The organism is Yersinia sp. LJYL362 (assembly GCF_048323875.1).
Window position 1 is genome coordinate 1 of the sequence record NZ_JBLWEX010000146.1, and the last position, 11,865, is coordinate 11,865.

An 11,865-nucleotide genomic window follows, 5' to 3' on the forward strand; every position below is an offset into this window, starting at 1 on the left:
GCTCCCGTGGGGTGGCATACCAATAACCCAGACCCATAAATACCGCGCCTGACAGGGTATTCCCCAGTGTCACCCACAGCAGGTTATGACCGATACCGCTCAGGGTGTAAGCCTCGCTGTGATGACCAAACCAAGACAAGGCGAACAACGTCATATTTGCTACGGAGTGTTCGTAACCGGAGGCAATAAAGGCCAGCAAGCACCACCAAATAGCGATAAATTTAGCTGCACCTTCTACCCGAATTGCCATCCAGATCGCCAGACAAACCAGCCAGTTACATAGTACACCCTTAAAGAATAAGGTCATAGCGGGCGCAGAAGTTTTTGCCAGCGCCGCGGTGTGTACCAAACTGGTGTCAACTGACAGCAAATTGCCGCCGCCGTAGTAATAGAGCAGGGCGACAAAAACAGAACCCAGCAGATTCCCCAGCCAGGTTTGTGGCAGCACGGCCCACATTTGGCTGGATTTGATGGTGCCCGCTTTGACCCCAAAGGTTAGGAACATGGTGTGGCCGGTAAACAGCTCAGAACCGGCGATAATCACCAAAGTCAGCGCCAGACCAAAGGTCGCTCCCATGACTAATGGGCGGTAAGCCGGGTCAATCAGGTTACCCAGGGTGAAAATCAGAATAATGCCAAGCCCGACATAAGCTCCAGCCATTGCTGAACCAATCCAAAAGCCCAGCGGGCTTTCTTTCGCCAGTTTGACGATGCGGGCTGCGTTAGCTGCGCATTTGTTAATGGTGTCTGTATACATATCCATACCTGTGATTGATGTTATTTTTGTTAAGGATCCAGATTGACCGGATCCCCCAGTTATCTATCACGCTTTGACTTGCACTATGCCGTCGCGGACCCGCACGTCGTAATGGGCAACCGAGCGCGTTTCATCTTCCAGACAGAAGCCATCATGCAGGCGAAAATGTTGTTTTTTCAGTGGGCTGGCCACCCACAAATCACCTTGATGTTCTGCAATTAATCCGCGCGACAGCACACTGGCCTGAGCGAAGGGGTCAATGTTGCTAATGGCAAACACCTGTTCGTCCGCATAAGGTCGGAATACCGCAACTTGATGCTCACCAATCAGGCCACATACGCCGCTACCGGGCAAAATATCGGCTAATGGGCAAAGTGGAATCCACTGACTCATAAGTTATCCTCCAGTTCCAGCACCCGAACAGGGATGCGTTCATCCGGACGGGCCGGGCGATGTTGTTCACGTTCAGGCACTACTTGTACATTTGGGTCACGTAGTGGGCTGTTGATAAAGTGGGCGAAACGGACTTGCGCAGCCGGGTTTTCGACGGTGACTTTCCATTCGCAGGTGACTTTATCGCGCAGGCGAGCAATATCCGCTTCTAGCTGGTCGTTAATGCCCAGTTTGTCATCGAGAATGACGGCGCGTAGATAGTTAATGCCACCTTCCAGACTTTCCAGCCACACCGAGGTGCGTTGCAGCTTATCGGCGGTGCGGATGTAGAACATCATAAAGCGGTCGAGATAGCGCATCAGGGTTTCTTCATCCAGATCCGCTGCCAGTAAGTCCGCATGACGTGGTTTCATCCCGCCGTTACCGCAGACATACAGGTTCCAGCCGTTTTCGGTGGCGATAATCCCGACATCTTTACCCTGTGCTTCTGAACACTCGCGGGTACAGCCGGAAACACCAAATTTCATTTTGTGTGGTGTACGGATGCCCTTGTAGCGGTGTTCCAGTGCGACACCAAAGCCGACGCTGTCGCCCACCCCAAAGCGGCACCAAGTGCTCCCGACACAGGTTTTTGCCATACGCAATGCTTTGGCATAAGCGTGTCCGGTCTCAAAGCCTGCTTCAATTAACTGCGCCCAGATAGCCGGTAGATCGTCTTTTTGTGCGCCAAACATCCCGACGCGCTGTGAGCCGGTCAGTTTGGTGTAGAGATTATATTGTTTGGCAATGCGGCCAATGGCCAGCAGACCATCAGGCGTGATTTCCCCACCCGGTGAGCGCGGGATAACCGAGTAAGTGCCGTCTTTTTGGATATTGCCGAGGAAATTGTCGTTGGTGTCCTGCAACGGGGTGTGTTGCGGCTCCAATATATATTCATTCCAGCAGGATGCCAGCAGTGAACCCACCGTCGGTTTACACACTTCACAGCCGTAGCCTTTGCCGTATTTTTCCAGCAGGGCATCGAAAGTTTTAATCCCTTCGACACGGATCAAGTGATATAGCTCTTGACGTGAATAGGCGAAGTGCTCACATAAATGATGATTAACTTCAATGCCTTGCTTGCTGAGTTCGGCATTCAATACTTGGGTGACGAGTGGAATACAGCCACCACAACCGGTGCCGGCTTTCGTGGCCGACTTCAGCGCCGCCACGGTATGGCAGCCCTGGCCGATGGCCTGAATAATGTCGCCTTTGGTGACATCAAAACAGGAGCAGATTTGTGCGGTATCCGGTAGGGAATCAACCCCCATCGCTGGTTTACTGCCCGCATGGGCTGGCAAAATCAGGCTGTCAGGGTTTTCCGGTAGCTCAATATTATTCAGTGCTAATTGCAGCAGGTTACCGTAATCGCTGGTATCACCGACCAGCACCGCCCCGAGCAGTTTTTTGTTGTCAGCGCTGACCACCAGACGCTTGTAAATTTCTTTACTTTCATCGAGATAAACATAGCTGCGGGCTCCTTCGGTGCGGCCATGGGCGTCACCAATCCCGCCGACGTCTACACCGAGGAGCTTGAGTTTGGCGCTCATGTCCGCGCCCTGGAAGGCATTATCGCGGCCCAATAAATGGTCGGCCGTCACCTGGGCCATTTTGTAACCCGGCGCGACCAGCCCGAAAGTCCGCTCTTGCCATGATGCGCATTCGCCAATGGCGTACACATCAGGATCAGAGGTTTGGCAATAATCATTGATAGCAATACCACCACGGCGCGCTGTGGCTAAACCGCATTGGTGAGCCAGTTTGTCTTGTGGGCGGATGCCGGTGGAGAAGACGATAAAATCGACTTCCAACTGGGTGCCATCGGCAAACAGCATGGTTTTGCGGCTGTTTTGCCCGCTATGGACAATTTCTTGCGTATTTTTACCGGTGTGAACTCTCACGCCCATGCGCTCAATCTTCTGGCGCAGTTGGTCACCGCCCATAGGATCAAGCTGTTCTGCCATTAATACTGGCGCAAATTCAATGACATGAGTTTCAACACCGAGGCTTTTCAGTGCGCCTGCGGCTTCCAACCCTAACAATCCGCCACCAATGACTGCCCCACGTTTGCTGCGACGGGTACAAGCTTCAATGGCATTTAAATCTTCAATGGTGCGGTAAACAAAGCAGTCTTGCCCTTCGCTGCCTTTAATCGGCGGGATCCACGGATAGGAGCCGGTCGCCATAATCAGCTTGTCATAATACAGAGTACGGCCGCTATTGGAGTGGATAACTTTCTCTTTGCGGTTAATGGTTATGGCGCGTTCGCCAACCAGCACTTTGACGCCGTGCTTTTCATAAAAACCTTCGCGAACTAATGACAGTTCTTCCGCGGTGTGGTGGGAGAAGTAAGAAGAAAGATGAACCCGGTCATAAGCGATGCGCGGTTCTTCGCAAAAGACGGTTATCTCAAATTGGTCTTTATCTGCTTTATCCAATAAGTCTTCAATAAAGCGGTGGCCGACCATACCGTTGCCGATGATGGCAAGTTTGACTTTGCTCATTTTTGCCTCAATTTTTAATTTTCTACCCTCACCTTAATCTTCCGTACAGCGCACTTATTGATGTAAATCAATTTGCCATCCATATACCTCTAAGGTGGTAGATGGCTGATTTTTAACGTTTTTTATAAGTTGTGGATTTCATTCATGTTTAGCTGAATGGTTTCAGTTTTACTTTTTTTAGTCATTAAATTAAAACGGTGTTTTAGTAAAAGAAAATCGGCGAGTGGCTGTGGGTCGGGTAAGCTAAAGCGTAATAACGAAAGCAATAATGGAGTCATCTATGGCGGGCCAATCTTTAACGAATCATTTATTAAGCACAATTAATAATGTCCGCCTTGCCGGGCAAGCAGGGCGGTGGCAGATAGCCATTGCCGAGGGCAAAATCGCCGCGATTGTGCCGCAACCGGAGCAGACCGTCGCCGGTGAGGGGGTATTGGATGCCCAAGGTGGGCTGGCATTGCCGCCATTTGTTGAGCCGCATATTCATCTGGATACCACTCAAACCGCCGGGCAGCCGAATTGGAACCAATCCGGCACCTTGTTTGAGGGTATTGAGCGCTGGGCCGAGCGTAAAGCGCTGCTGACTCGCGAGGATGTAAAACAGCGCGCATGGCAAACATTGAAATGGCAAATAGCCAATGGGATTCAATATGTCCGAACTCATGTTGATGTTTCTGATCCCAGCCTGACGGCATTAAGCGCCATGTTGGAAGTCAAAGAGGAAGTCAGTCCCTGGGTGGATATGCAGATTGTGGCCTTCCCGCAAGAGGGGATTCTCTCCTATCCTGATGGTGCCGCTCTTTTGGAAGAGGCGCTGCGACTGGGTGCTGATGTGGTTGGCGCTATTCCTCATTTTGAATTTACTCGCGAATATGGCGTCGAATCGCTACATATCGCCTTTGCATTAGCGCAAAAATATCAGCGGCTGGTGGATGTTCATTGTGATGAAATTGATGATGAGCAGTCGCGATTTGTCGAAACAGTGGCCGCATTGGCGCACCGGGAGAACATGGGCGCGCGAGTGACCGCCAGCCATACCACCGCGATGCACTCTTATAATGGTGCTTATGCCTCGCGGTTATTCCGCCTACTAAAGATGTCTGGCATTAACTTTGTTGCCAATCCGCTGGTGAATATTCATCTGCAAGGGCGCTTTGATACTTATCCCAAGCGGCGGGGTATTACGCGGGTGAAAGAGATGCTGGCGGCACAGATTAATGTCTGTTTCGGTCATGATGATGTGTTCGACCCGTGGTATCCGCTGGGCACCGCCAATATGTTGCAGGTATTGCATATGGGGTTACATATCTGCCAGTTGATGGGATACGACCAAATCAATGATGGGTTGAATTTGATAACTACCCACAGTGCCAGAACCCTGAATATATCAGATTATGGTGTGCAGCCGGGTAACAGCGCCAACTTGATTATTCTACCCGCCGATAATGGATTTGATGCGGTGCGCCGACAAGTGCCAGTGCAGTATTCCATTCGCCACGGCGTGGTGATAGCGAAGACGCAACCCGCGGAAAGCCGGATATATTTGGGGCAGGAAGAGCGGGTAGATTTTAAATAAACGGCATTGCCCTGCACCGATATGGTGGCAGGGCAATAATACAGCTAAATCAATGAGTCACGTGGCCGTGGCTGCGGTGCTTGGTGAAGAAGCCCAGAATCAGACACATCACAAACACAGTCAGATACAAGCCGTTGGCGGTTGCCAGCGCGGCATGAACACCACTGTTAGCCACAATCGGGCCAGTGACCACGAAGGTCAGCATGGTGCCGACAGTACCGCAGGTCAGAATGAAGTTCACCAGTTTTGGCGAAGACACTTTGGTTTGCAGTGAACCTAGCGTAATCAGCGTGGTGTAAATGGCACTAGAGACAAAGCCCAACGCCAGAATGTAGTAGCTCAGGTGTTCTGGATTATCGGTGCTGACAAACATGTACATCGCCAATGTTGCTAGCGCCGCTAACACGGTGACGATACGTTGCAGGTCAAAGAAGCGCAGGATAAAGCTGAATACCCACATCCCAATCATGTAGGAAATCCAGAAGTTACTCACCAATTGGCCTGCCTGGCTGATATCCATGTTGAAAGTTTTAGTGGCATATTCCGGCACCCACTGGATGAAACCGAGTTGGCCCAGGATATAACACAGTGCGGCAATCGCCAGGAACAGTACGCCAACGCCCCATTTTTCTTTTACTACAGGCTTGCTCTGGTCTGTCGCTTTGTGGCCCAGAACCGGAAATTCAGAGCACAGTGTCAGCACGAAAATACCGACATACAACAGGCCGATGCAGGCATAGACCCAGTACCATTCAATATGGCGTGCCAGCAGCATTGCTGCGGCGATCGGGAAAATCATCCCAGCCATGCTGAAGAATGAGTCAGTGAACAGCAGGCGTGACCCGCGCTGACGTCCTTCATACATGTGGGTAATCAGGAAGGTACCTATCGACATGGTTATCCCGCTGACGACGCCGAGAATAAACATGCTGATGGAGAAGATCATCAGATTATGGCCAACCATTAATCCGGCAATCGCAATTAACATCAGAATGAAACCAAACACTAACTGACGTTTTAACGGGATGATTTCCATCAACCAGGCATTCAGGAAGATAGAGATCAAAATACCAGCGTTAAGGAAAGTGAATGTATTACTCATACTGGCAATAGGCAGATTGAAATACTCTGCGATATTTCCCATCACCATCCCGGTGACAATAACTAACGCACCGGTCAGCGCGTATGAAAAGTAACTGATCCAAGTTAGTCGAAGGCGATTGCTGTTATTCATAGATGGGGCCTGTGTCAGCATAATGTTGAGATAGTCATAGTAAGAATATGCATAAAAATGGTTCAAACCAGTTTCCGCATTTAGGCTGCGAATCCTAGCACAGGCATAGTGAGTTTTTGTGATTTACATCCAATTTTTAATGTAATGGATGAAATGTGATCGCGAATAATAGTGAGATGTCACAAATTGCGGCTCGGAATAAATGAGAAAGACTCTTAATTTAATGAAATTTGACGCCGCGTTAATACTGATTCAGATATGATCCCCGCCATTACCTCGACCGGCCAAAGCGAATAAAAACGGTCAATAAAACAGAGAGTAACCAATCGTATTTTTTGTTATACCCCAATAACATGGAGTGGCCGGATAGGCGGCAAATGAATGAATCCCGATGAGCATATACATGTCAGTGCTTCGGATGAATGAACGTAGCTAACACCCTTGTCACTTCAAGTCAGAAGGGTATATCGAGATAAAGGAACTATCGTGATGAACAGTGAGACTATCGCTGCAATGCTATTGGTGCACGGATGCCATTAGGCCAAATTCTTTATCGCAGTCGGTGCTATTCCGCCTGGCTTGGCATCGCCGCGATGCTGATGCTCTTTATCGCACCAGTGGTGTCAAGCTCACTGGCGCTATCGTATAGCCAAAATGTTATTTCTATAATGGCGACCGATTGTGCCACGGAGATAGCGCATCATGACACCCATTCCGCGAATACCACCCAGCATGGCACCACTCATCATGATGTAATGGTGGGGCATGCAGCCTGTGGATATTGTGTATTACTAACCCATTTACCGCTGCTCAATACCACGTTTAAAGCCGATGTTCGCTCTGTAATACTGCTGGCGGAGATATCGCCAGCGCTATTTATCGATTCAAAAATCATTGATGAAACCTATTCCGAAAGCCTACCTCGCGCCCCTCCACGCATTAATTCCTGATAATACGATAAAAGATAAAACCATTTTTCCGGTGTGGATAAATCCCTGCTGGAGTGATTAGTATTGCCCAAGGAATAGTTATGTTTGGTAAGAATAAAACCTTTAAAAAAACATTATTGGCATGCGCCGTAACCTCGACCCTCTCGGTATTGGCCTTAAATGCTTTAGCAGTGGAACATGAGCATGTGACGAATAATGCAATGGTGAATGATACCAGTGAGAAAACCAATGACGCGGACGTCATTACCGTGACGGCACCAACGTTTTCGCCACTGACCGTAGTCACTTCACCTAAAGCGCCACGCCAGCCAGTACCGGCGAGTGATGGTGCTGACTATCTGAAGACCATTCCCGGCTTTTCGCAAATCCGCAATGGTGGCACCAATGGTGATGTGGTTTTCCGTGGCATGTTTGGTTCGCGCATCAAGATTTTGACTGATGGGGCTGAAACGCTGGGAACATGCCCATCAAGAATGGATGCACCCACGTCGTATATTTCACCAGAGAGTTTTGATTTATTAACGGTGGTCAAAGGCCCGCAATCGGTACTGTGGGGGGCGGGCGCATCTGCTGGCACCATTCTGTTTGAGCGTGAACAACCCCATTTTGCCGAGGGGGGCATCAAAGGGAATGCCAGTTTACTGGTGGGTTCTAATGGCCGCTGGGATAAAAATATCGATACCAGTCTGGGTAACGAGCAAGGCTATTTGCGCCTGATGGGGAATCAGTCTCAAGCCGGCGATTATAAGGATGGTGATGGTACACGGGTGCCATCGGAATGGGATAAATGGAATGCCGATATGGCATTGGGCTGGACACCGGATGCGGATACTTTGTTTGAGCTAACGGCGGGTCAGGGGGATGGTAAAGCAAAATATGCCGCACGGGGCATGGACGGTTCTCAATTCTTGCGGGAAAGCCTGGGCGGTCGCTTTGAAAAAACCAATATTGGTGACGTGTTGGATAAAGTCGAAGCTAAAGTTTATTACAACTACGTCAATCATATTATGGATAACCACACGTTGCGCACCCCGCCGATGATGGCAATGACCAGTAATCTGGATCGTCGCACAATGGGGGGCAGAGTTATGGGGACTTGGTTGTGGGAAGACATCAAGCTGGAGGCGGGTACTGACCTGCAAACCAATACCCATCGTAAAAATAAACAAGGCAATTGGAGTAAAAATGCCCGCTTCGATAATTATGGGCTGTTTGGTGAGCTGACCTGGACTGCCAGCGAGCAAGATAAACTGATTACCGGTGCTCGTATTGACCATCACCAAGTCACAAATTATACCCGTGCGGATGAGCTGACACGTTCTGCAACGCTACCTGCCGGTTTTATGCGTTTTGAACATAATCTGGCTGACCTACCCGTCATGTGGTATGCCGGATTAGGTCATACTGAGCGCTTTCCTGATTATTGGGAGTTGTTTTCACCAAAGCTTGGCCCAACCGGATTCGGTAGTGCTTTTGAGGGAATCGCCAGTGAGAAGACGACTCAGATTGATATCGGCGCTCAATATCGTGGTGAGCAGCTAAACAGCTGGATATCGGCTTATTTGGGCCGGGTTAACGATTTTATTCTGTTCAAGTATGACCCGAAAAACCTGCGTATCAGTCAGGCGGAAAATATCAATGCAACCATTATGGGCGCGGAGATGGGTGTGGGGTATGCTTTCAGTGACAATTGGAAAGCAGACGCCAGCGTAGCGTATGCCTGGGGAGAAAATACCAGTAATAATCGTCCTCTACCGCAGATCCCCCCGCTGGAAACACGGTTGGGGCTAACCTATGAAAAGGGTAATTGGAGCAGCACCGCACTGTGGCGATTGGTCGACAGCCAACATCGGGTCGCAATTAATGAGGGAAATGTGGTCGGCAAAGATTTCGCCGACAGTGTAGGGTTCGGCATTTTGTCTGCCAATGTGGCCTATAAGGTCACTCCGCAAGTGAAGGTCAGTAGTGGCGTCGATAATCTGCTGAACAAAGCCTACAGTGAGCACCTCAATCTGGCGGGTAACAGCGGATTTGGCTATTCCACCAATACCCCGCTGAACGAACCGGGCCGTACTTTTTGGGCGAAACTGAATGTGACGTTCTAATCGGCATTATCGAGTGAAATATTATGTGTGGCGAGCATTTGCTTGCCACCCTTGTTTCGACCCTTAGCGAGCTTGATTAAAAACTATTTAGATTAACCACGTCACCTGGATGCCTTTATTTAGGCGGCATAACTGATTCGCGCATAATAATCGCCGGTGGGAAACTGGCATTAGGGATCAATGGGTTAATCAGCAGTTGAGTGGCATATCGCGCCATTTCTACAATGGGGAAGTGCAAGCTGGTTAATGCCGGGCTGACAAACGGGGCACGTTCGCCACTGTCATAGCAAAGCAATGAAATATCCTGGGGGACTTGCAAGTGATGCTTATTGATAGCGAGCAGGGCACCAATAGCCATTTCTTCGTTACAACAATATATGGCGGTGGGGTGCTGTGGCCGATTGAGGATCTCATCTGCACGCTGATAACCACTTTCCAGGTCATAAACCCCTTCGACACAAGCCTCCGGCACTAAACCGGCTAATTGCATCGCATCGATAAAGCCCTGGCGGCGCAATTCACTGGAATGGCGCTGTGCGGAACCACTGATACAAGCAATATGGCGATGACCAGCATCAATGAGTACCTGCGTCGCCATTTGGCTAGCACGGCGATGATCAAACGTGACACAACGGGCTTCCAAACCGGGAACCAGTCTATCCAATAAGACAAATGAACGGCCTGCTGCTGCCAACTGATGTAGCTTTTCATCACTGAGAAAACGGACGTGTAGGATTAATCCATCGCAACGTAAGTTATACAGGCGCTGAATGGCTTGCCATTCCTTATCTGCGTTATCCCGGCCCTGAGTGACTAACAGCTGTTTACCCTGAGATTCGGCTTCGGTTTGGACGAAATCCATCAACGCACCAAAAAAGCCACCACGATAGGATGTGGTCACTAACCCCAGCGTATTACTTTGGCTGGAGGCCAGTGCCCGTGCGGCAGGGTTGGGGGTGTAGCCCAATACTGCGACCGCTTGTTCAACTTTTTCACGCGTTTGCGCTTTAACATTGGTATCACCATTGACCACGCGGGATACCGTAGCGCGGGAAACCCCGGCTAATACCGCGACGTCTTCCAGTGTGACCATTGCTGACTCCAATCCCCTTCATACTTGAAGTTGCAGGGGGGAGCTGCAACTCCAATTACGTAGAGTATAAAATGAATGAATGTTACAAATCTGCGAACTGCGGCAAGTAAGGTTTATTTACCTCTAGAACTTCTTTCAATAGTGGCTGAGCAATGCTGGCGTTGCCAATCAGTGGGTTGGTCACTAATGCCAACAAGGCACTACGGCGATCGCCGTGTACTGCAGCTTCAATCGTCAGACGCTCATAGGCTTTGACTTGCTGAGTTAGCCCGTGCATGGAAACCGGCAAAGGACCAAAAGTCAGTGGGTGTGCACCTTGCGCATCAACAATACAGTTGGTTTCTACCACGGAACCATCAGACAAACCCTGAATCGCGCCACGGTTTGTCGTATTCACAACTAGTTGCGTACCTAAATTATTATGAATTGCACGAATAAGTTCCAGTGCTACTTCAGAATAAAATGATCCGCCGCGGAAACTGAGTTGCTCCGGTTTGCTATCCAGATGTGGGTCAGCGTACAGATCAAACAACTCTTTTTCCACCTGCATCACCTGCTCTGCGCGAGTGCCACGATCAGTCGCCGCGGCCATTTCTTCTGCCAGCATATCTTGTGTCTGGTAGAAATAGCGATGATACGGGCAAGGAATTGCGCCCATTGCTCTTAGGAACTCCGGTGGCCATGGCGCTTCTTTGATGTTGTTCATGGTCAGTGAGGCACCGTCACACAACATGTTTAGCACATCTGCGGTGACGTTTTTACCCTGTTGGAGCACTTCATGCACCCATACCATATGATTTAGCCCGGCGAAACGCAGCTGAATATCTTCATAAGGCGCATCCAGTAACTTCGCAATCATATGGTGCATACTGATCGGCACATTACACAGGCCAATAATCTTCGCTTTGCTATAGCGGGTTACTGCTTCGGTGACGATACCTGCTGGGTTGGTAAAGTTGATTATCCAGGCATCCGGTGCCAGCTTTTCAACTTTCGCAGCAATATCTAGCATAACCGGAATGGTACGGAGCGCTTTGGCAAAACCGCCGACACCGGTGGTCTCCTGCCCGAGTAAGTTATATTTCAAACCCAAACGCTCATCCGCTGCCCGTGCCGGGAGTTGGCCGACACGGAATTGTGTCAGAACGAAACTGGCACCTTCAATGGCGGTATCCAGTGAGAAGTGAACACTAACTTTCACCTGTTCCAACCCG

General features: G+C 49.8%; 9 protein-coding genes. 3 read left to right on the forward strand and 6 right to left on the reverse strand.

Annotated elements, in window-relative coordinates; translation table 11 throughout:
• The 3 genes from nirC to nirB all read right to left on the reverse strand — a co-directional run.
• Positions 1-757, reverse strand: a 757-nt coding sequence (nirC, locus tag ACNSO8_RS06800) for a nitrite transporter NirC (RefSeq protein ID WP_418394194.1), incomplete at its 3' end; no start/stop codon positions are given.
• Between the two features lie 66 nt (positions 758-823).
• Positions 824-1,150, reverse strand: coding sequence for a nitrite reductase small subunit NirD (gene nirD / locus ACNSO8_RS06805; protein ID WP_418394195.1), 327 nt, complete (start codon positions 1,148-1,150; stop codon positions 824-826).
• Entirely contained in the window at positions 1,147-3,693 is a 2,547-nt protein-coding gene (gene nirB, locus ACNSO8_RS06810) for a nitrite reductase large subunit NirB (protein ID WP_418394196.1), read from the reverse strand. Before nirB ends, nirD begins: the two co-directional genes overlap by 4 nt.
• A 280-nt stretch (positions 3,694-3,973) precedes the next feature.
• On the opposite strand from nirB, the gene ACNSO8_RS06815 reads away from it, so the two are divergent.
• Entirely contained in the window at positions 3,974-5,269 is a 1,296-nt protein-coding gene (locus tag ACNSO8_RS06815; protein WP_418394197.1) for a cytosine deaminase, read from the forward strand.
• Between the two features lie 49 nt (positions 5,270-5,318).
• Here ACNSO8_RS06815 and tsgA read toward each other — a convergent pair whose 3' ends face one another.
• Complete coding sequence (tsgA, locus tag ACNSO8_RS06820; RefSeq protein ID WP_418394198.1) at positions 5,319-6,503, reverse strand: MFS transporter TsgA; 1,185 nt, start codon at positions 6,501-6,503, stop codon at positions 5,319-5,321.
• Positions 6,504-7,033: 530 nt separating this feature from the next.
• On the opposite strand from tsgA, the gene ACNSO8_RS06825 reads away from it, so the two are divergent.
• Together ACNSO8_RS06825 and ACNSO8_RS06830 are read left to right on the forward strand one after the other, a co-directional pair.
• Entirely contained in the window at positions 7,034-7,453 is a 420-nt protein-coding gene (locus tag ACNSO8_RS06825; RefSeq protein WP_418394199.1) for a DUF2946 domain-containing protein, read from the forward strand.
• An 80-nt stretch (positions 7,454-7,533) separates the two neighbouring features.
• Positions 7,534-9,558: a TonB-dependent copper receptor gene (locus ACNSO8_RS06830; protein WP_418394200.1), complete on the forward strand. Its 2,025-nt coding sequence runs from the start codon at positions 7,534-7,536 to the stop codon at positions 9,556-9,558.
• 115 nt (positions 9,559-9,673) lie between these two features.
• Here ACNSO8_RS06830 and ACNSO8_RS06835 read toward each other — a convergent pair whose 3' ends face one another.
• On the reverse strand, positions 9,674-10,651 hold the full coding sequence (locus ACNSO8_RS06835; RefSeq protein WP_418394201.1) for a LacI family DNA-binding transcriptional regulator: 978 nt from the start codon (positions 10,649-10,651) through the stop codon (positions 9,674-9,676).
• An 82-nt stretch (positions 10,652-10,733) separates the two neighbouring features.
• Positions 10,734-11,865: 6-phospho-beta-glucosidase (locus tag ACNSO8_RS06840; protein WP_418394202.1), on the reverse strand; the 1,132-nt coding region annotated here is incomplete at its 5' end.

What these genes read in the sequence shown, in the direction of transcription:
- nirD (WP_418394195.1), bottom strand. Translation starts at nt 1,150, where the DNA reads ATGAGTCAGTGGATTCCACTTTGCCCATTAGCCGATATTTTGCCCGGT.
- nirB (WP_418394196.1), bottom strand. Translation starts at nt 3,693, where the DNA reads ATGAGCAAAGTCAAACTTGCCATCATCGGCAACGGTATGGTCGGCCAC.
- ACNSO8_RS06815 (WP_418394197.1), top strand. Translation starts at nt 3,974, where the DNA reads ATGGCGGGCCAATCTTTAACGAATCATTTATTAAGCACAATTAATAAT.
- tsgA (WP_418394198.1), bottom strand. Translation starts at nt 6,503, where the DNA reads ATGAATAACAGCAATCGCCTTCGACTAACTTGGATCAGTTACTTTTCA.
- ACNSO8_RS06825 (WP_418394199.1), top strand. Translation starts at nt 7,034, where the DNA reads ATGCCATTAGGCCAAATTCTTTATCGCAGTCGGTGCTATTCCGCCTGG.
- ACNSO8_RS06830 (WP_418394200.1), top strand. Translation starts at nt 7,534, where the DNA reads ATGTTTGGTAAGAATAAAACCTTTAAAAAAACATTATTGGCATGCGCC.
- ACNSO8_RS06835 (WP_418394201.1), bottom strand. Translation starts at nt 10,651, where the DNA reads ATGGTCACACTGGAAGACGTCGCGGTATTAGCCGGGGTTTCCCGCGCT.